The sequence below is a fragment of the Vermiculatibacterium agrestimuris genome, assembly GCF_943193085.1.
Lineage (GTDB): Bacteria > Bacillota > Clostridia > Oscillospirales > Oscillospiraceae > Vermiculatibacterium > Vermiculatibacterium agrestimuris.
The window spans coordinates 76490-97514 of record NZ_CALPCU010000005.1 but is presented as its reverse complement, the minus strand read 5'-3'; the positions used below and the strand labels follow the sequence as shown (position 1 = coordinate 97514).

General features: G+C 57.6%; 19 protein-coding genes. 17 read left to right on the top strand and 2 right to left on the bottom strand.

Annotated elements, in window-relative coordinates; all coding sequences use genetic code 11:
- Positions 1-179 precede the first annotated feature (179 nt).
- Positions 180-1574 (bottom strand): tryptophanase, encoded by a 1395-nt coding sequence (locus NFR87_RS03035; protein ID WP_251446146.1) that lies wholly within the window; start codon positions 1572-1574, stop codon positions 180-182.
- A gap of 224 nt (positions 1575-1798) precedes the next feature.
- Here NFR87_RS03035 and NFR87_RS03030 point away from each other — a divergent pair, with 224 nt between their 5' ends.
- From NFR87_RS03030 to NFR87_RS02980, 11 genes are all read left to right on the top strand, one after another.
- Entirely contained in the window at positions 1799-2704 is a 906-nt protein-coding gene (locus NFR87_RS03030; protein ID WP_251446143.1) for a LysR family transcriptional regulator, read from the top strand.
- Between the two features lie 28 nt (positions 2705-2732).
- Positions 2733-3413 (top strand): DNA/RNA nuclease SfsA, encoded by a 681-nt coding sequence (gene sfsA, locus NFR87_RS03025; protein WP_251446140.1) that lies wholly within the window; start codon positions 2733-2735, stop codon positions 3411-3413.
- A gap of 203 nt (positions 3414-3616) precedes the next feature.
- Positions 3617-3862 (top strand): ribosomal L7Ae/L30e/S12e/Gadd45 family protein, encoded by a 246-nt coding sequence (locus NFR87_RS03020; protein ID WP_251446137.1) that lies wholly within the window; start codon positions 3617-3619, stop codon positions 3860-3862.
- A gap of 84 nt (positions 3863-3946) precedes the next feature.
- Entirely contained in the window at positions 3947-4369 is a 423-nt protein-coding gene (gene rpsL / locus NFR87_RS03015; RefSeq protein ID WP_251446134.1) for a 30S ribosomal protein S12, read from the top strand.
- 194 nt (positions 4370-4563) lie between these two features.
- Positions 4564-5034, top strand: a complete 471-nt coding sequence (rpsG, locus tag NFR87_RS03010) for a 30S ribosomal protein S7 (RefSeq protein WP_251446131.1) — start codon at positions 4564-4566, stop codon at positions 5032-5034.
- A 16-nt stretch (positions 5035-5050) separates the two neighbouring features.
- Complete coding sequence (gene fusA / locus NFR87_RS03005; RefSeq protein WP_251446128.1) at positions 5051-7159, top strand: elongation factor G; 2109 nt, start codon at positions 5051-5053, stop codon at positions 7157-7159.
- A 103-nt stretch (positions 7160-7262) separates the two neighbouring features.
- The gene (gene tuf, locus NFR87_RS03000; protein ID WP_251446125.1) at positions 7263-8465 is read left to right on the top strand and encodes an elongation factor Tu; all 1203 of its coding nucleotides are present in this window, start codon (positions 7263-7265) and stop codon (positions 8463-8465) included.
- A gap of 138 nt (positions 8466-8603) precedes the next feature.
- Positions 8604-9812: a right-handed parallel beta-helix repeat-containing protein gene (locus NFR87_RS02995; RefSeq protein ID WP_251446122.1), complete on the top strand. Its 1209-nt coding sequence runs from the start codon at positions 8604-8606 to the stop codon at positions 9810-9812.
- Positions 9813-9953: 141 nt separating this feature from the next.
- Positions 9954-10787, top strand: coding sequence for a mechanosensitive ion channel family protein (locus NFR87_RS02990; RefSeq protein WP_251446119.1), 834 nt, complete (start codon positions 9954-9956; stop codon positions 10785-10787).
- A 257-nt stretch (positions 10788-11044) separates the two neighbouring features.
- Entirely contained in the window at positions 11045-11905 is an 861-nt protein-coding gene (locus NFR87_RS02985) for a MerR family DNA-binding transcriptional regulator (protein ID WP_251446116.1), read from the top strand.
- A complete protein-coding gene (locus NFR87_RS02980) occupies positions 11902-13899 on the top strand; it encodes an FAD-binding protein (protein ID WP_251446113.1) in 1998 nt (665 codons plus the stop codon). The genes NFR87_RS02985 and NFR87_RS02980 overlap by 4 nt, the downstream gene beginning before the upstream one ends.
- Positions 13900-14204: 305 nt before the next feature.
- On the opposite strand, the gene NFR87_RS02975 is transcribed toward NFR87_RS02980, so the two are convergent.
- Entirely contained in the window at positions 14205-14693 is a 489-nt protein-coding gene (locus tag NFR87_RS02975; RefSeq protein ID WP_251446111.1) for a DUF4830 domain-containing protein, read from the bottom strand.
- 164 nt (positions 14694-14857) lie between these two features.
- On the opposite strand from NFR87_RS02975, the gene NFR87_RS02970 reads away from it, so the two are divergent.
- The 6 genes from NFR87_RS02970 to NFR87_RS02945 all read left to right on the top strand — a co-directional run bounded on the left by NFR87_RS02970 (position 14858) and on the right by NFR87_RS02945 (position 20994).
- On the top strand, positions 14858-15571 hold the full coding sequence (locus NFR87_RS02970) for a pseudouridine synthase (RefSeq protein WP_251446108.1): 714 nt from the start codon (positions 14858-14860) through the stop codon (positions 15569-15571).
- Between the two features lie 129 nt (positions 15572-15700).
- The gene (locus tag NFR87_RS02965) at positions 15701-16792 is read left to right on the top strand and encodes a PucR family transcriptional regulator (protein WP_251446105.1); all 1092 of its coding nucleotides are present in this window, start codon (positions 15701-15703) and stop codon (positions 16790-16792) included.
- Between the two features lie 107 nt (positions 16793-16899).
- Entirely contained in the window at positions 16900-17592 is a 693-nt protein-coding gene (ftsE, locus tag NFR87_RS02960; RefSeq protein WP_251446102.1) for a cell division ATP-binding protein FtsE, read from the top strand.
- Complete coding sequence (gene ftsX / locus NFR87_RS02955; RefSeq protein WP_251446099.1) at positions 17576-18475, top strand: permease-like cell division protein FtsX; 900 nt, start codon at positions 17576-17578, stop codon at positions 18473-18475. The genes ftsE and ftsX overlap by 17 nt, the downstream gene beginning before the upstream one ends.
- A gap of 17 nt (positions 18476-18492) precedes the next feature.
- Positions 18493-19764, top strand: coding sequence for a murein hydrolase activator EnvC family protein (locus NFR87_RS02950; protein ID WP_251446096.1), 1272 nt, complete (start codon positions 18493-18495; stop codon positions 19762-19764).
- A 63-nt stretch (positions 19765-19827) separates the two neighbouring features.
- Positions 19828-20994: a S41 family peptidase gene (locus NFR87_RS02945; protein WP_251446094.1), complete on the top strand. Its 1167-nt coding sequence runs from the start codon at positions 19828-19830 to the stop codon at positions 20992-20994.
- The last annotated feature ends 31 nt before the right edge of the window (positions 20995-21025 follow it).

Below are 21025 nucleotides of genomic sequence, written 5' to 3'. Positions count from 1 at the left end.
CAGTTAAGCTCACTTGCGCCGACGATACTTGTCTGGCAACGGACTGGTAAAATAGGTGACGCCAACACAAAGAAGAGACGGATTTTTATTCCGTCTCTTCTTTTTTATAAATAAATACAACAGGCTGGACCGCAAAACAGATTAGCCGTCCAGCCTGTTGCATGAGAGTGGTTATCTGATCACTCTGTTATAGGGGCAAGATGCGCCTGGAAATGGCGGAGAATCGGAGGCTGCCAAGTGATTTTGTATCCGTGCGTGATCTTGGGGGCCCGTTCCTTGATCGCGATCAGTGCATTGGCAACGATGTCAAGGTGGGCCTGGGTATACACCCGCCGGGGAAGGGCAAGGCGGGTAAACTCAAAATCAGCCTTTAATTGTTCGCCGGTATCGGGATCATTCCCCAACATATAGGAGCCGATATCGCAAGTGCGGATGCCAGCTTCCTTGTAAAGCTCAATGCACAACACCTGGGCGGGGAACTCATAATAGGGGATCTGGGGAAAGAGTGCGGCAGCGTCTACAAATACCCCATGTCCGCCTACCGGGGCCTGATAGGCGATTTTGGCACTATCCAGCTTTGACGCCAAATACTCGGCCTGACCAATGCGATAGCGCAGATAGTTTTCGTCAATACCTTCATACAGGCCAATGGCGAGCGTCTCCAGCTCACGTCCAGACAGACCGCCATAGGTCACAAAGCCCTCCGACACGATGCAGTTTGCTTTCAGCTCTAAGATCAAAGGAGAATTTTCATCCTTGATACCAACGAGACCGCCCATGTTGACGATGGCGTCCTTTTTGGAGGACATGGTAAACATATCGGCATAGCTGAACATTTCTCTGACAATATCCTTAATGGAAGTGTTCTGATAGCCGTCTTCATCACGCTGGATAAAATAGGCATTCTCCGCATATCGGGCGGCGTCAATGCTCAAGGGGATCCCATACTTCTTGCACACTTGAGAAACTTCTTTGAGATTTTTCATAGAAACAGGCTGCCCGCCGGCGGCATTGTTCGTAATGGTCATAACCACAAGTCCGATTTTGTCAGCCCCGTGCTTCTGGATGGCCTGCTCCATTTTTTCAATATCCATGTTTCCCTTGAAGGGAGCGCGTTTGGCAGGATCCTTGGCAATGTCGACAACGCAGTCGATCGCCCTGGCGCCGGCCAACTCCACATGGGCCCGGGTAGTGTCGAAGAACATGTTTGAAATGGCAAATTTCCCGTTGCCCAGCAAAAGGGGAAGGAGAACTTTTTCACCGGCCCGGCCTTGATGCACAGGCTGGATATAGCCATAGCCAAAGATATCTTTGCAGGCGTCTACAAGTTTGTAATAGCTCTTGGCGCCGGCGTAGGATTCATCGCCCTGCATAACGCCGGCCCACTGGGCGGAGCTCATGGCAGCTGTTCCGGAATCAGTGAGAAGATCGATGTAGACGTCATCGCTGCGCAGATTGAAGAGGTTATAATGTGCTTGTCGGATCCTTTCTTCCCGCTCTTCCCGGGTAAGCATTTTCAAGGGCTCTACAGATTTAATGCGGAAGGGCTCTGGGATGTACATTGCGGTAGACATGCTGGATACCTCCAAAATTTATTATACCCCGGTTATCTTCAGTGGAAGATGAGCGGGCAGTATTCAGGGGAATAAAGCTGATAATTAGACAGGGGATCTGCCGTTCTTGACTTCACAATATAGATTGCCTATAATTATTTTACGGGAATTTTTATGTTTCGGCCAAGTCCTTTTATTTATAAGCGACATATCAATAAAACGACTAATGATAGAGAGGGAACGCAATGCAGTTACACCAGCTGGAATATTTTGTGGTGATCGCAGACTGTAAAAGTATGAATAAGGCGGCAGAAAAGCTGTTTGTTACACAGTCAAATCTCAGCAAAGCGATGAAAAATTTGGAGGAGGAACTGGGATATCCTGTTTTGAAGCGCAGCCGTCACGGTGTTACAATGACGGAGATGGGGGAAAAACTATATTCCCATGCGAAGGTGATCTTGGAACAGAAGGGGATCATTGACAGCCTTTCGCAGGAAATTCTCTCCCGGACATTGTCTATTGCATCCTATCCCTTCTTTTCTGTTCCACGACTGCTGGGGGAACTATACAGCCAAAGTTCTGGTCACAATAATATCTCCTATCATTTGGTGGAGTGTCGCATAAAAGAGGTCATTGAACGCGTGGAAAACGGCGCTGCAGATATTGGCGTTTTGGTATATAACAGTGAGCAATGCAGGACTTTGAAGCACCAATTAAAGCAAAAAAGGCTGCAATTGACTCAACTTTTTCAAGATTCCTGGTATGTAAATGTGGGCCCCAAAAGTCCTTTGTATAATCGTGACTCTGTTGAACTTCGTGAGCTTCTCTCATACGCTCCGGTTCGGATGCCTGACGATTGCTTTTCCAATCTGACTTCCTGCGTGGAAATAGACGGCGTAAAGTTCCACCAGATAAAAAATACCGTTTTTGTGAATGGATGTGGAGCGATGATATCCTTTTTACAAGATACAACGGTTTTTCGATTGGGGCCTGGAGTCAGCCGCATGGATCTGGAGCGATTTGGGATTCGTAGCATTCCGATACAAAATTGTCAGATTGAGATCTATGTGGGGTGGATATGTAAAGAAGAAAAGGCTCTATCAGCAGATGAGAGAGCGTTTATTCATAAGCTGGAGCAATTAAAGAAATAAATGTGCCCCAGCTTGAAAGGAGACGGGGATGCGCTATCAAAATATCCATAAGGCTATCTTTTTGAGCCGGCCTAACCGCTTCATTGCCAAGGTGCTGCTGAATGGAGAGGAACTCACCGTCCATGTGAAGAACACCGGCCGGTGCAAAGAGCTGCTGGTGCCCGGCTGCACCGTCTACCTGGAGAAGTCCCCCAACCCCGCCCGGAAGACCGCCTTTGACCTGGTGACAGTGGAGAAGGGAGAGCGGCTCATTAACATGGACTCCCAGGCGCCCAACCGATTGTTTGCCGAGTGGGCCCAGGCGGGTCATTTCCTCCCCGGTCTGACCCTGCTCCGCCCCGAGACCACCTGGGGCAACTCCCGGTTCGACTTCTACTGGGAAGCGGGAGAGCGAAAGGGGTTCGTCGAGGTGAAGGGCTGCACCTTGGAGGAGGGGGGCTGGACGTACTTCCCGGACGCCCCCACGGAGCGGGGGGTGAAGCACCTGGAGGAGCTGTTGCTGGCAAAGCAGCAGGGCTACGAGGCGGCTGTATGCTTCGTGATCCAGATGGCCGGGGCGGAAGGATTTTCTCCCAATGACCGTACCCACCCCGCCTTCGGTCAGGCGCTCCGCCGGGCGGCGGAGGCCGGAGTGGAGATCCTGACGCGGGCATGCCATGTGACGCCGGAGGAGGTTTACATAACTGAATCCGTGCCCCTTCGGCTTTGAATAGGTAGTTTACATAACTCTAAAAAGGAGAGTGGGACGTCCGCCGGGGTGGAAATACCGGGCGGAACGTCCCATTTTTGCTCCAAAAGGGCCTGAAAAACGGAAAAATCCTTGACTTGCCAATCACCCTATGCTATAATTCCATTTTGCGTGGGCCTCTTCTCAAGGGAGGAGTGCGCCCATTTCCAGATAGGAGGCCACCCATGTTGACAGAGCTTTCCACACAATGTAAGGTCACGGGCGCCAAGCAGGTCAAGCGGGCGCTGGAGGCCGGCAGAGCTCTGCGGGTGTTCCTGGCACAGGACGCAGATCCCCGGATCACAGAGTCCATCGAAGCCCTCTGCGGAGAAAAGGGCGTGGAGATGGTGCGGGAGTGCTCCATGGAGGCTCTGGGCAAGGCCTGTGGGATCTCCGTGGGAGCCGCTGTGGCCGCCCTGGTGCGGGAATAAGCCCTCTGCTTTGGTTTTAGCGGGATATTTATACTGGTATCTCGTTAAAATATAGAAATCAACCGTAAAGAAAGGAGGAAAACCATGCCTACGTTCAATCAGCTCGTTCGGAAGGGCCGCAAGCAGGCGACTTACAAGTCCAACTCTCCTGCCATGCAGTTTGGCCTGAACACCCTGAAGGACAAGGAGACCGACCTGCCCTCTCCCCAGAAGAGAGGCGTGTGCACCGCCGTGCGTACCTCGACCCCGAAGAAGCCCAACTCGGCCCTTCGTAAGATCGCCCGTGTGAAGCTCACCAACGGCTATGAGGTCACCGCTTATATCCCCGGTGTCGGTCACAACCTGCAGGAGCACTCCGTGGTGATGATCCGCGGCGGCCGTGTCAAGGATCTCCCTGGCGTGCGTTACCACATCATCCGCGGCTCTCTGGATACTCAGGGCGTCTCCGGCCGGATGCAGGCCCGCAGCAAGTACGGCGCCAAGAAGCCCAAGGCCGGCAAGAAGTAAGCGGCGCTTGCTTCGAACCATCAAAAGACCCATTCGCGCGAAACGCGCAAGGCAGTTGTCCTTGCGGAAGCGCTTACCTATATATAGGGGCGTTTCCTGTGAGGCACTGGGACAAGCAGGCACTTGTCTTTACACGGACGGCAGAGCCGTTCGAGTACCTATGAAATCATTCCTATATGAAGGAGGGAAGCAAAGTGCCCAGAAGAGGAAATGTACCCAAGCGTGAGATCCTTCCGGATCCCATGTACAATTCCGTCTTGGTGACCAAGCTCATCAACAGCATCATGCTGGACGGAAAGAAGGGCGTGGCCCAGAAGGTGGTCTACGGCGCCTTTGATATCATCCAGGAGAAGCAGGGGAAGGATCCCCTGGAGGTGTTCACCGCTGGTCTGGAGAACATCATGCCGTCCCTGGAGGTCAAGGCCCGCCGCGTGGGCGGCGCCACCTATCAGGTGCCCATCGAAGTTCGTCCCGAGCGGCGGCAGACCCTGGGTCTGCGCTGGCTGACCAGCTATGCCCGTTCTCGGGGTGAGAAGACCATGAAGGAGCGGCTGGCCGGCGAGATCATGGACGCGGCCAACGGCGTCGGCGGCGCGGTGAAGAAGCGCGAGGACGTGCACAAGATGGCGCAGTCCAACCAGGCCTTCGCCCACTACCGCTGGTAATCGAGGAGTATAGACTATGCCGAGAAAAGTTTCTTTGCATGATACCCGGAATATCGGTATCATGGCCCATATCGACGCCGGCAAGACGACCACCACCGAGCGGATCCTGTACTACACCGGTGTCAACTACAAGATCGGCGAGACCCATGACGGCACTGCCACCATGGACTGGATGGCCCAGGAGCAGGAGCGGGGTATCACCATCACCTCCGCCGCCACCACCTGCTACTGGAAGGGAACCAAGAACCAGTTCCCCCAGACCCGCCTGAACATCATCGACACCCCGGGCCACGTGGACTTCACCGTGGAGGTGGAGCGCTCCCTGCGCGTGCTGGACGGCTCTGTGACCGTCATGTGCGCCAAGGGCGGCGTGGAGCCTCAGTCTGAGACCGTCTGGCGTCAGGCCGACACCTACCGCGTGCCCCGCATGATCTACGTCAATAAGATGGACATCATGGGCGCCGATTTCTACAACGTGCTGCGCATGATCCATGACCGGCTCAAGTGTAATGCCGTGCCCATCCAGCTCCCCATCGGCAAGGAAGAGACCTTCAAGGGTATCATTGACCTGGTGGAGATGGACGCCGACATCTACTACGATGAGATGGGCAAGGATATGCGGGTGGAGGAGATCCCCGCCGACATGATGGAGCTGGCTCAGGAGTACCGCAGCAAGCTGCTGGACGCCTGTGCCGACATCGACGACGAGATCATGGAGCTTGTCCTGGAGGAGAAGGACGTGCCCCAGGATATGATCCGCAAGGCCCTGCGCAAGGGCACCATCGAGAACCTGCTGGTTCCCGTGACCTGCGGAACTTCCTATAAGAACAAGGGCGTGCAGAAGCTGCTGGACGCCATCGTGGATTATATGCCCTCCCCGCTGGACATTCCGGCCATTCAGGGCGTCAATCCCGAGACTGAGGAAGAGGACGAGCGTCCCGCCGACGACAACGCCCCCTTCTCCGCTCTGGCCTTCAAGATCGCCACCGATCCCTTCGTGGGCCGGCTGAGCTTTATCCGGGTCTATTCCGGCAGCCTGACCACCGGCTCCTCGGTGCTCAACGCCACCAAGGGCCAGAAGGAGCGCATCGGCCGTATCCTGCAGATGCACGCCAACCACCGGGAGGATATCGAGGAGGTCTTCTCCGGCGATATCGCCGCCGTGGTGGGCCTGAAGAACTCCACCACCGGCGACACCCTGTGTGATGAGAAGCATCCCATCATTCTGGAGTCCATGGAGTTCCCCGACCCCGTCATCCGCGTGGCCATCGAGCCCAAGACCAAGGCCGGCCAGGAGAAGATGGGCATCGCCCTGATGAAGCTGGCTGAGGAGGATCCCACCTTTAAGACCTGGACTGATGAGGAGACCGGCCAGACCATCATCGCCGGTATGGGCGAGCTCCACCTGGAGATCATCGTGGATCGTCTGCTCCGTGAGTTCAAGGTGGAGGCCAACGTGGGCGCGCCCCAGGTGGCCTACAAGGAGACCATCAAGAAGACGGTGGAGCAGGAGACCAAGTATGCCCGTCAGTCCGGCGGTAAGGGCCAGTACGGCCATGTCCGCATCACTGTGGAGCCCAACGAGTCCGGCAAGGGCTATGAGTTCCTCAATGAGATCACCGGCGGCGTCATCCCCAAGGAGTATATCCCCGCGGTGGATCAGGGCATCCAGGGCGCCATGCTGGCCGGCGTGATGGCCGGCTATCCCGTGGTGGATGTGAAGGTGCACCTGACCTACGGCTCCTACCACGAGGTGGACTCCTCTGAGATGGCGTTCAAGATCGCCGGCTCCATGGCCTTCAAGGAGGCCATGCGCAAGGCCGATCCCATCCTGCTCGAGCCCATTATGAAGGTCTCCGTCATCGTGCCCGACGAGTATCTGGGCAACGTCATCGGCGACCTGACCGCCCGCCGGGGTATGATCCAGGGCCAGGAGGCCCGGCCCGGCGCCCAGCAGGTGGACGCGCTGGTGCCTCTGGCCAGCATGTTCGGTTACGCCACCGACCTGCGCTCTTCCACCCAGGGCCGCGGCCAGTACTCTATGGAGCCCCACAGCTACGTGGAGATCCCCAAGAGCATCGCGGATAAGATCGTGGCCGAGCGGGGCCGCAAGGACGAGGGCTAAAACGCAATTTTGTTGTTGCATTTTCCCTGTCTATACTGTAAAATAATCCTGCGTGTAAAATGTAAAAACACATTATTGTGGAAATTAAGGAGGAAATACTAACATGGCTAAGCAAAAGTTTGAGCGTACCAAGCCCCATGTCAACATCGGCACCATCGGCCACGTCGACCACGGCAAGACCACCCTGACCGCCGCCATCACCAAGTGGCTGTCCCTCCAGGGCAAGGCCCAGTTCGAGGCTTATGACGCTATCGATAAGGCTCCCGAGGAGAAGGAGCGCGGCATCACCATCAACACCGCTCACGTGGAGTATGAGACCGAGGCTCGGCACTATGCTCACGTGGACTGCCCGGGCCACGCCGACTATATCAAGAACATGATCACCGGCGCTGCTCAGATGGACGGCGCCATCCTGGTCATCGCCGCCTCCGACGGCCCCATGGCTCAGACCCGTGAGCACATCCTGCTGGCCCGCCAGGTGGGCGTGCCCGCCATCGTGGTGTTCCTGAACAAGTGCGACCAGCTGGATGATCCCGAGCTGCTGGAGCTGGTGGAGATGGAAGTGCGCGAGCTGCTCTCCAAGTACGAGTTCCCCGGCGACGACATCCCCATCATCAAGGGCTCTGCTCTGAACGCTCTGGTCAGCGATTCCAGCGATCCCGCCGCTCCCGAGTATGCCTGCATCAAGGAGCTGATGGACGCTGTCGACAGCTATATCCCCACTCCCGACCGTAAGGTCGACCAGCCCTTCCTGATGCCCGTGGAGGACGTGTTCACCATCTCTGGCCGCGGCACCGTGGCCACCGGCCGTGTGGAGCGCGGCGTCGTGAAGATGAACGACAACGTGGAGATCGTCGGCCTGATGGACGAGAGCAAGACCACCGTTATCACCGGTATCGAGATGTTCCACAAGATGATGGACGAGGCTCAGGCCGGCGACAACATCGGCACCCTGCTGCGTGGTATCGCCAAGACCGACATCGAGCGCGGCCAGGTCATTGCCAAGCCCGGCTCCATTCATCCCCACACCAAGTTCCGCGGCCAGGTCTACGTCCTGACCAAGGACGAGGGCGGCCGTCACACCCCCTTCTTCAACAACTATCGTCCTCAGTTCTACTTCCGTACCACCGACGTGACCGGCGTCATCTCCCTGCCTGCTGGCGTTGAGATGTGCATGCCCGGCGATAACGTGGAGATGGACGTGGAGCTGATCACCCCCATCGCCATCGAGGAGGGCCTCCGCTTCGCTATCCGCGAGGGCGGCCACACCGTGGGTTCCGGCGTTGTCATCAAGGTCAACGAGTAATTCACACCTCAAATAAGGAAGAGAGCCAGTCGAAAGACTGGCTCTCTTTTTTTGCGCAAGGGGCCGGAAGAGGAGGCCGGGAGACTTGCGCAAGGGTAGGCGGCGTGATAGAATGATAATAAAAGGAGGGAGTTTCCTATGAAAAAATACGGCAGATTTTTCATTGCGGCCCTTTTTTCCCTTGTGTGCCTGGCGGGAAGCACCTGGGCGGCAGAACCGGTGACAGTTCTCTGCGGCGGTTTTCCTCTGGCGCTGGAGGCGGAGGCGGAAAACGGAGTTACCATGGTTCCCCTGTCCGCCTTCTGCGATGAGACAGGAGCTGTAGCTAAGATCGAACAGGCCGTGGGAGGCGAAAATATCATCACGGTGACGCGAGGCGGTCACATGGTATCGACGTCAGTGGGATATGACGCCCTTTCCAATGAGCAAGGTGAAAAAATACCCCTGCCTTGCCCTGTGGAACGCCGGGGTGCGGTAATTTACGTTCCCCTCCGGGGCGTGGCCGAGGCGCTTGGCATCGCCGTTGGTTGGGACGGCGAGGCGGGGGCGGTGACCCTGGAGCGGCCCCAAAAGCAGGTGGAGGTCTCCACAGTCCGGGAGCTAGTGGACGCTGTCGCACCCGACACGGAGATCCTTCTGGCGCCGGGAGTCTATGATTTTTCCACCCTGGACTGGAGACAGACCATGATGATCTATGTGACGGTGGAGGACGTTCTCTCCGGTGGCGGGTTCGATGTGGTCATCCGGGACGTGACCAACCTGACCCTCCGGGGCGGGGAGGGGGTCTGTCTGGTGACGCCCTACCGTTACGCCGACGTGCTGCGTTTTCAGGACTGCACCCATGTCCGGGTGGAGGGGGTCTTTGCCAAGCATGATGTGGAGCCGGGTTATTGCCTGGGAGACGTTTTGGAGTTTGACGACTGCAAATATGTGACGGTGAAGGACTGCACCCTGGACGGCAGCGGAACCTATGGCGTGAGCACGAGGGGGACGAACTGGCTGCGGGTGGAGGACTGCGTGGTCTCCAATTGCTCCTACGGGGCCTTTGACTTTTCCGGCAGACACATCGTGGTGACCGACACCCTCGTGGAAAACTGCCGGAAATTTTCCCTGGTGAGCTTATGGGACAGCCGGGATGTGCTCTTTGAAAACTGCACCTTCCGGGAAAACGAGGTAAATGAGCTGGTGGAGTGCCGCGGCGCCCTGGACGTGCTGTTCCGCGACTGTACCTTCTCTGACAACATTGCCGGCACTGAGGTCTCCTTGGTTTGGAAAGGGGGCGGCGCGGTGTTTGAAAACTGCGTGGGACTGGAAGATGTCGCGGTAACAGAGACAGCAGGGTATTAAGAGACGGGTGGCGGTGCGGAGAGGAGCGGGGCCTTGTCCGCCGCAGGAAAATGTGGTAAGATAGCCACACTGCAAAACGCCGTGGAAGGTTTCGTACTGCGGCGGAATGACGACCCGACAAAAAGAAAAGGGGAGAGAAATATGCCCAATGTGGATACGGAAACCGCCCAGGAGACGTTAAATATCCTGGAAGAGACTGTGAAAAACTTTTCCTGGCAGACCGCCGCCATTTTGGCGTGTCTGCTGGTGGTCTCGGTAGTGGCCATACGGATCCTTGTGGGTCTGGCTGACCGGGCCATGGGCCGGATCAAGCTGGATCACGGGGTGCGCACCTTTTTGCGCTCAGGGCTGAAGGTGGCCCTGTGGCTCATTGCCATCTGCATCCTCCTGGGATATCTGGGGGTGCCCATGACAAGCCTGGTGGCCCTTCTCAGCGTGCTGGGCCTGGCCGTTTCTCTGGCCATGCAGGGAACCTTGTCCAACCTGGCGGGAGGCATCATGCTCCTCACCGCCCACCCCTTTTCCGCCGGAGACTTTGTGGAGGCCGGAGGCGTCAGCGGCACCGTTCGAGAGGTGGGCCTGGTCTATACCAAGCTGGACACCGTAGACAATAAGGTGGTTCATATCCCCAATGGGGACATCTCCGGAAAGACTATCGTCAATTACTCCGCCAACGACAAGCGGCGGGTGGATCTGAAATTCACCGTGTCCTATGACGCGACCCCGGAGACGGTGAAGGGCTGCATGGCCAAGGTGGTGGGGGAGCATCCCAAGACCTTTCCCTCGCCGGAACCCGTCATCCGGGTCAACGGTTACGGCGACAGCGCCGTGGAGTACATCCTCCGGGTCTGGTGCGCCACCGGGGACTACTGGGACGTTTACTTCGACCTGCTGGAGCAGGTGAAGGCGGCCTTTGACGGCGCGGGGGTGGAGATGACCTATCCTCACATGAACGTCCATATGGTAAAGGATTAAATGACAAAAAGAGACGCCGTACATGTGCTGAAAGCACACAAGAAATCATATGATGGCGAATGAGAGGCTTGGCAGGATAGAATGAAGGCCGGGTCATCCATCATCCAATAGGAACGGTTCGTGCCGCCCTCCGAATTCGGCGGTGGGATCTGAACATATACCCTTTGGGCAGTACACCAAATGTGTACTGCCTTTTTCCCATTTAGCTTGACATTGGAGCGCACCAAGCTTTTATACTTTAAATGTGGAGGTATTTTATGGATGGCCAATATTACAGAATCGGAGAATTTGCCCAACTCATGGGGGTCTCTCCCGACACGTTGCGGTATTTTGAGGACCGGGGGATCCTGATGCCGGAGCGAGATCCGGTAAATGGTTATCGATATTACAGCATCGACTGCTCGCCACAAATAACCCGTTTTCGTCTGCTTCGGGCCTGTGGTCTTTCCTATGAGCAAACACTGGAGCCAGCCAGCTCCATCGGCGTACCCGGCTTTCCTGCACTTCTCAATGGCCGCTTGAAAGAGATCGAACGGAGCATTGCCCGGCTGAACTGTGAACACGACGCTCTCAACGAGTACAAAGCCCTCTCTCAACGCATCCTCACCGAACCGGACTTTCTTTCCATCGAAACTATTGGGCGCACTTTTTACTGCTATCTCCAGTTTCGTAACGACGATGCTATCAACGATAAGATCCGTCAACCGATCATCCGCGCTCTCACTGCCGCCCTGCCCCTCACTTTCTTCGCAGTGCTTCCCGACCGGGCCGCCATCTTCCGGGAGGCTGAGGAAAACACTGACTTCTACGGTGCGCTGATCGACGTAAAATACATTCCCTTACTGGACGAGCCAGAGCTCTTCACCCAGCCAGATCGGATCATTCGCCTGGATAAGGTGTGCCATTTTGTCTGCACCGTAGACAACAACGCTCCTTGGCCGCCACGCTTTTTCCAGGTTCAGAAGCAGCTTGCCGCACAGGGCTATGAGGTCTCCAACGATCCCATTCTCCGTATTCTTCCTGAATATGTTCAGGCTCCCATTTCTTATATGGAAGTTTTTCTTCCCATCCAAGCATCCAAATCTCATAACACAATCGAAAAGGAGAAATCGGAATGAAAAAGAACCTTGCGCTGATTCTGGCCCTGCTCATGACCGTTAGCCTATGTGCCTGCCAGCCCACCCCAAAAGAGTCCTCAAATCCAACGGAAAGCACCCAACCTTCCGCATCCCCCGCTTCTTTGAAAGATGGAGTATACTCCCAGACAGTCTACGGCAACAGCTACTCTATGCCCTTTTCGGTGGATGTCACCATTGAAGGCGGCGGGATCAAGGCCATTGAAGTGACTGACCGGGGCGGGGAGTCCTCCGAGTACGACGACGGCATCATCGAATCCGTCATTGACAATCTGATCCCCCGCATCTTGGAGTATCAGAGTCTGTCTGTGGACTCCATCACTGGCGCCACCCTTTCCTCTGCCGGTATTAAGTCCGCCGTTTCCGATGCTATCAAAGCCGCCGGCGGCAAGCCCAGTGATTGGTATATCCCTGTGGAGAAAAAAACCGATATAGTCAGCATTGACGACTACGATGTGATCGTAGTCGGCCTGGGAGCCTCCGGTGTGGCTGCCTATCTCAGTGCGGCAGAAACTGGTGCGGCTGTATTTGGCTTAGATTCTGCAGCTAATGTAGGCGGCACCTCCGTAGTCACCAGCGGTCCTATGGCCGTCAATCCCACCTTCCCCGCCACTATGGGTGAAACGATTACCCCGGTGGATGAGGACGCCTTTATCGACCGCTGGATGGAAGATACCGCTGACGGAGCCAAAAGATCCTGTGTAGAGCTGATCGTCCGTCAGTCGGGTGATACGATAGATTGGCTGGTGGAAAATTACGGTTTTACTTTTGCCGCTCCCTCTCCCTTTTCCTACCCGGACCTGCCCGTCATGTCTTTCTATCTGACCGCTGAGCAAACGCCACGGCAAATGTATCAAAACGCATTGGAGCGTGCCAACGAATATAACGAGAAAAACCAGTATATGCTGGAGCTCAAGGGCACAGCGATCCTTACCGATGCCTCCGGCAGGGTCGCCGGTATCCGAGCGGTTCGCTACGACGGCACCACCTATGAGATCCACGCCCCAGCCGTCATCCTCTGCACCGGCGGCTTCGGCGGCAACGCCGAGCTGTGTAAGGAAATGTTCGGCTATCCTCTTCGGCTCCACGGCATGTATCAGAACGACGGCGTACTGCTTGTCGATGCCATGGACAATTTAGGCGCCGGAACTTACAGCATGGACAGCGCCGGTATGGCTCATGCCGGGCGAACTGCCTCCATCCTGCATCTGGAGGGTGTGACCCCTTCTCATAACAAGGTTCTCTCCTCTATAGCCAACAGTGCCGATCTGCTCTGCGTCAACGAAGGCGGCAAACGCTTCACGAATGAGGGCAGCGGCTTTACCCCCGCCGAAAGTTACTGGAAAGCGGGCAGCGAGTATTACTATACCATCGTGGACCAGGAGTACATGGACCATGTGAAAAACGAGGGGTTGGATTCGGTATACTTCATGACGAATACCCAGGACTTCAGCGATCCTGCGTGGTATCCCCATGGAAACCCTGCCTATGTACTCAACGCCGAGGAACCCATCTCTGATCTGGATGTTGTGATTGAGGGTGCCCTGGCAGCGGGTACGCTCTTCCGGGGTGACAGCCTGGAGGACCTGCAAAAGCAGTTGGATATGACCGGCCTGGTAGACACCTGCGCGACTTACAACGCCGCCTGCGCCGCCGGCGAGGACAAAGAGTTCGGCAAAGATCCCAGCCTGCTGATCCCTCTCCATGAAAACAGCGCCCACTACTATGCGATCAAAGCCCGGGCTTACTGCTACTCTACCAATGGCGCTTTGGATGTCAATGAAAACATCCAGGTTCTGGACACGGAAGGTAACGTGATCCCCGGTCTGTATGCCTGTGGCACCAACTCTATGGGTGTTCTCTTCACCAAGGACACCGGCTATATCGACTATGGCGGCGTAGCCCATTCCTGGAGTTTTGTCTCCGGTAAAACTGCCGGACAGGATGCTGTCCGATACGCTCAAAGCGTCAAATGAGCGTTCACCCTTTCCTTTTCCTCTCCCGGTGGGCGGTATAAACTGGACAGCGGAGCGCGACCCCAGCCTGACCTTCTCCGAATTCGGCGGCGGAGTGTGAGCCGAAAGGAGGAGCAGACCATGACCCCGGGTGGGAGACATCGCCCGGATGGAAATGCAGCAACTACTATAAAGATGCTTTTCCCCCGCCAAATGTTCCCATTGGCGGGGGAAAATTTTTATCTTTTTCTTTTCGTTGTACCCCAATATACATCCATCGGAATTCCAAAAATTTTTTCAGAGGGGCACAACAAAAGCCCTCTGCCCTAACACGGAGCCTCTTTTTGCTGCCCATCAGGCATGGAAAGACCATGGAGAAAGCCCTCTCCCAGGATCTCCCCGCCGATGACGGTGTTTTTGCACAGGAGGAGATGGGCCTGAACCCCCTCCGTTCCGCCGGGATAGTTGAGTACGTTCAAGGTGTACCGCTTGATCCGCTTGCCGGCGTATTTGGTCAGGTCGAAGCCCTGAGCGGCCTGAAGCTCCAGGTACTGGCTGTACTCTTCGCCGAAGGTCTCCGGCATCTCCAGCTCCTCCACGCTGACGGCCTCGGGTTCCACCTGCCAGCCCCAGCTCTCCAAATAGGCCGCCCGATCCTCGGCGGTCTTTACCCCCTTGGGGCTCATGGAGGCGGAGGCCTGAGCGTCTCCACCCCAGAAGACCGTGGCCGCCACCGCGGCCGCGCCCAGGATCACCGCACCCATCAGCGCCAGACCGATCTTTCGCCGGTTTACCTTTGCCGTCCAAATCAACATATTGACCGCCCCTTGCCTTTTTGACTTTGCTCCATTGATATGGAAAAAGGGCTTGTCATATGATAAAATAGCTCTGGTATTTTACCATCCTGCTGAAATGATTTTGCCCTTCGCGGCGCGCCGCCCCTGGGGGAAAATGGATCGTATCGAAAGGAGGGCCTTGCATGGAACGGTTGGAGAAGCTGCTGGCGGGCACCGGCCGCTGGTCCCGAAAAGAGGCGGCTGAGCTTATCCGCGCCGGCCGGGTAAAGGTGGAGGGGGAGGTGAAGCTCCGCCGGGAGGAGAAGTTCCCGGACACCGCCCTTCTCCAGGTGGACGGGGAGACTGTCTCCGGACAGCGGCTTGCGTACCTGATGCTCCATAAGCCCGCCGGGCTGGTCTCCGCCACGGATGATCCCCGGGAGACCACAGTGCTCTCCCTGCTGCCGGAGCACCTGCAAAGGATCGGCCTTTTCCCGGCGGGACGGCTGGACAAGGATACGGTGGGCCTCCTTCTGCTGACCAACGACGGAGCCCTGGCCCACGCCCTTCTCTCCCCCCGCCGCCATGTGGATAAGACCTATTTGGTGCGGGTGGAGGGTGTTCTGGACGAGGACGACACGGCCGCTTTCCGGGCGGGGATGACGTTGTCCGATGGGCTCCGGTGCCTCCCGGCGGAGCTGGAGCGGCGGAGCGCCAATGAGGCTCTGGTGACCCTCCGGGAGGGGAAGTACCACCAGATCAAGCGGATGTGCGCCGCCCGAGGAAAGAGCGTCGTCTTCCTCAAGCGGCTCACCTTCGGCCCCCTGACCTTGGACGAGAGCCTGGAAGAGGGGGCCTGGCGGGCGCTGACAGAGGCGGAGATAGCCGCTCTGCGGGCAGTGGAAGGGAAACAATGAGAGACTTTTCGGCATTTTCCACAAAAAAATTGTCAATTGCTATTGAAAACGGAGAAAAAAGCCGCTATAATAGAGAACAGTGAGTATAAGCTCCCGCTGTATGCGGAATTTGTGCAAGGAGGGTTCCCCATGTCGAACAGGATCTTTCAGAGTGTCGTGCTTCAGATGAAGGAAGGAACCGACCGTGTGATCGGTGTGATCGACGCAGAGGGTACGGTGGTGGCCTGTGACGAGCTCTCCCTGGTGGGAGAACGCTGGGCGGGGGTCGTGGAGAGTATCAATGCCGCCGACAGCGGCTTTGTCCAGTTTGAGGGCCGCACCTTCAAGGCTCTGAGCAGCTGGGGCACTCAGTTTGATTACGCCGGCTTTGTCCAGGGGGAGGACGACACGGCCAAGAGCCTGTGCTGCCTGGCCACCGTGGCCTTCAACGGTGCCAAACAGAACTACGAGGAAAAGCATAACAAGGGCACCTTTGTCAAGAACATCATCTCTGACAATATCCTTTTGGGCGACATCTACGTCCGGGCCAAGGAGCTCCACTTTATCTGCGACGTGCCCCGGGGCGTGTTCCTGGTGCGCCAGCCGGAGCCCGCCGACCCGGCCATGATCGATACCATTCAGGGTATCTTCCCCGACAAGCAGACCGACTTCGTCCTGTCCATCAATGAGACCGACGTGGCCGTCATCAAGCAGATGCCCGAGGGGGCGGAGGGCAAGCGTCTGGACAAGATCGCCCAACAGATCGAGGAGACCCTGGCCGCTGAGCTGGGACTGAAGACGGTGGTGGGCATCGGCACGGTGGTCACCAACATCCGGGATCTGGCCCGCTCTTACAAGGAGGCCCAGCTGGCCATCGAGGTGGGCAAGGTCTTCGACACCGAGCGCACCATCATCAACTATGACAACCTGGGCATCGGGCGGCTCATTTATCAGCTGCCCACCACCCTGTGCGAGATGTTCCTCCGGGAGGTCTTCAAGAAAAACCCCATCGATGCGTTGGATCAGGAGACCCTGTTCACCATCAACAAGTTCTTTGAGAACAACCTGAACGTCTCTGAGACCGCCCGGAAACTCTTTGTCCACCGCAATACCCTGGTCTACCGGCTGGAGAAGATCAAGAAGCTCACCGGCCTTGACCTGCGGGAATTTGACGACGCCATCACCTTCAAGGTGGCTCTGATGGTGAAGAAATACCTCATCTCCAGAGGGATCGAGGACTGAAGAAGCGGGCCGCCGGGCCCAACGACGAAATACCAATGAACGATTGACAATCAAACGCGGCGGCAAGGCCCGGGTTCGATTGTCAATCGCTTTATGAGGAGCAGGGCATGATTCAGCTTTTGGATATCCACGAAACCTATGATAACGGCACCCGGGCCCTGAAGGGCATCGACCTGCGCATCAAGGACGGGGAGTTCGTGTTCCTGGTAGGGCCGTCAGGCTCAGGAAAGTCCACCATTATCAAGCTCATCACCGGGGAGATACAGCCCACTGGAGGGCGGATCATGGTCAACGGCTACAACCTGGGCAATATCCGGCCCAGCCAGGTACCCTACATGCGCCGTACCCTGGGGGTCATCTTCCAGGACTTCCGGCTCATCGACAAGAAGACGGTGTGGGACAACCTGACCTTCGCCATGCGGGCGGTGGGCGCCTCCCCCCGGGAGATCAAGAAGCGGATCCCCTATGTGCTGGATCTGGTGGGGCTCAACTATAAGGGCGACCGCTACCCCAACCAGCTCTCCGGCGGCGAGCAGCAGCGGGTGGCCATTGCCCGGGCGCTGGTCAATAATCCCCAGATGATCATTGCCGACGAGCCCACGGGCAATCTGGATCCGGCCCGTTCCCAGGAGATCATGCTGCTGCTGGAGAAGATCAACGAGCTGGGCACCACCATGCTGGTGGTCACCCATGAAAAGGAACTTGTGAACCGCTTTTCCAAGCGGGTAGTAGCCATTGAGAACGGCCGTATCATCAGCGACGAGACAGGCGGGTACTATAAAAATGAAGAGATCATATAATTTCGGTTACTACCTCTCTGAGGGCTTCCACTCCATCTTTACCCACGGGCTCATGTCCTTTGCCGCGGTCTTTATGATCGTGGCCTGCCTCATTATCATGGGCTCCTTTTCTCTGGTGGCCCTGAACCTGGAGCAGGAACTGGGCAAGCTGGAGCAGGACAACCAGTTCCTGGCCTTTGTGGACGAGACCTACACCCGGGAGCAGGCCCTGGCGCTGAAAAGCCAGATCGAGACCATCCCCAATGTGACGGCCGTCACCTTTGAGAGCAAGGAGACGGCCCAGCAGAACTATGCCGCGAAGTACGCCAGCGACGCCAATGCCGACCTCTATTCCGAGCTTCCCCCCCAGGTGTTTCGGGATCGGTACGCCATCCACATGGAGGATCTGAGCCGGATCCAGGAGACGGTGGACGCGGTGGAGGCCGTGGAGGGGATCCAGGGCCATCAGGCCGCCCCCGAGGTGGCCGAGGGCTTCGTGCTGGTGCGCAACGTGTCCGCCGGTGTGGCGGCCATCCTCATCGTACTGCTGCTGTTTATCTCTGTGTTCATCATTTACAACACCATCCGCCTGGGTACCTTCAGCCGGCGGGAGGAGATCGCCATTATGAAGATGTGCGGCGCCACCAACGGCTTTGTCCGGGGCCCCTTTATCTTTGAGGGAATGATCCTGGGCCTTATGGGCGCGGTGCTGGCCTTCTTCTGCCAGTGGGGCATCTACGAGCTCATCACCCGGGCTATCGACACCGGGGAGACCTTCCAGCTTTTGAGCGTGGTTCCCTTTCAGGAGATCTGGCTCAAGGTGCTGGGGGTGTTCGCCGGTACCGGCCTTATCGTGGGCACCGGCGGCTCGGTCATGGCCATTCGCAAATTCCTGCAGGTGTGAGTAGGAGGGAAGAATCCTTGAAAGATAAGCCTTCACCTAAGAAGAAAAAAAACAGCCGGGCAGACTGGCGGCGGCTTTTTGTGGCCGGCCTGGCCCTGCTGATGGTGGCGGCCCTGGTTCTGCCCCTGCTGGGGAACCTGTCGGGCTTTGCCAACGCCGCCACCCAGAGCGAGCTGAAAAACCAGATCTCCGGACTAAAGGGGGACGCCGCCGACGCCACCGCCCGGCGTAAGGAGCTGGAGGATCAGCTCAAGGCCATTGAGAGCGATAAGGCCCAGGCCCTTCAACGCAAGCAGCTTTTGGATCAGGAGCTCTATGCCATTGACGCACAGCTGTCCAACACCCAGGGGCAGATCGACCTCTACAACGCCCTTATCGCCGAGCAGGAGGCCGCTCTGGCCGAGGCCCAGGCCAGGGAGGATGCGGCCTACGCACGCTTCTGCCAGCGGGCCCGCTCCATGGAGGAGTCGGGAGACATCTCCTACTGGTCGGTGCTCTTTGCCGCCAATGACTTTTCTGACCTGCTGGATCGGCTGGCCATGGTAGACCTGATCATGGAATACGACAACTCTGTGGTGGAGGCGCTGGTGGCGGCCCGCCAGGCGGTGGAGACCACCCTGGCCGAGCTCAATACCAGCAAGGGCGAGCTGGACGAGCAGAAGGCAGTTTTGGACGTGCAGCGCGCCGAGCAGGCCGCCAAAGTGGCCGAGGCCCAGGCCCTCTTCGACGAGTTGAAGACCCAGGCCGACAAGGCGGAGGCCCTGGTGGCCGCCCAGGAGGCGGAGGAGAAGGCCATCGCCACCCAGATCGCCAAGAAGGAGAAGGAACTGGAGGAGCTGATCCGGGCCGCCAACTTCACCACCGGCTCCGGCTATTACTACCCGCTGCCCAGCAGTAATACCTCCATCACCTCCAAGTTTGGCTGGCGCACCCACCCTCTGACGAAAAAGCCCAATAACCACACGGGCATCGACATCGCCGCCCCCAAGAATACCGAGATCTACGCCGTTCAGGGCGGCGTGGTCATCACCTCGGCATACGCCCCCAGCTCCTATGGCAACTATGTGGTGGTCAGCCACGGCAATGGCAGGACGACCCTCTATGCCCACATGACCTCCCGGGCGGTGAGCGAGGGCCAGGTGGTCAGCCAGGGCCAGGTGCTGGGCTATGTGGGAATGACCGGCTCCGCCAGCGGAAACCACCTCCATCTGGAGCTGAAGGTCAACGGCGTGCGGCAGGATCCCAGGGACATGTTCCCCGGTGTGAATTTCAGCTATCCCTACGGTTGATGAGAAACAGCGGGCGGAGCGGTCTCCGCCCGCTTCTCTTTTGAAAAAAAGGAGAAAAATGCCATGAAAGAGCCACGTTTTTCCAAATTGCATCTGCTTCTGGCCGGGGCAGTGGGGGCACTGCTGGCGGCCTTTGCCCTCTGTGTGACCCTATGGCTGGTCATCGGCCCCCACGGCCTGACCCTGCTGGAGGCATGGGGAGCCGCCCGCACTCAGTTTGTGGGGGAGTATGACCAGGATAAGGCTATCGACGACACCATGCGGGGACTGGTGACCGGCCTGGGCGACCGGTGGAGCTACTATCTGGACGCCGAGGGCTATGCCGCCCAGAATCAGCGCCGCACCAACACCTATGTGGGCATCGGCGTCACTGTCAGCTACACCGACGAGCGGGGCCTGCTCATCCTCACCGTCCGCTCGGACGGCCCCGCCGGCAAGGCGGGGGTGAAGACAGGAGAGGTCATCACCGCCGTGAATGGCGGCTCCTTAGCCGGAGAGGCCAGATATGAGGGGGTGGATCACATCTCCGGGGAGGAGGGAACGCGCCTCACCCTTACTGTTCTGGCCCAGACCGGGGAGGAACGGCAGGTGGAGCTGACACGGGCGGCTGTGAACAACGAAGCTGTCCACAGCCAGCTTTTGGAAAATGGATTGGGTTACATAAAACTGGACAACTTCTACACCAACAGCGCCGATTGGGTTCTCCAGGCTGCCCGGGAGCTGGAGGAGCAGGGGGCCAAGGCCCTGGTCTTCGACATGCGAAACAATGGCGGCGGCTATGTCGATGAGCTTACCAAAATGCTGGATGGCCTTCTGCCGGAGGGGCCCATCTTTCGTACCTGGAGCAAGAGCGGGCAGGAATCTGTGGTGGAGTCCGATGAAAATTATGTAAACTTGCCCATGGCCACCCTGGTCAATGCCGGCACCTATTCCGCCGCCGAGTTCTTCGCCGCCCAGCTCCAGGAGAGTGCAGGGGCCCCCATTGTGGGGGAGGAGACCTCGGGGAAGGGATATTCGCAGCAGGTGGTGCCCCTCTTTAACGGCGGGGCGCTGAATCTTTCCACCGCCCGCTATGCCACGGGGGCGGGCGTCTCTCTCGTCGGCACGGGGGTGACGCTGGACGCGCAGCTGTCCCTGGCGGAGGAGAAAGAGCTTCTCCTGGCGGCGGGCCAGCTTCCCCTGGAGGAGGACGACCAGCTCCAAAAGGCTGTGGAGCTGCTGGGATTCTAGGATACAGGAAGGGCCGGGGCGGAACATATCC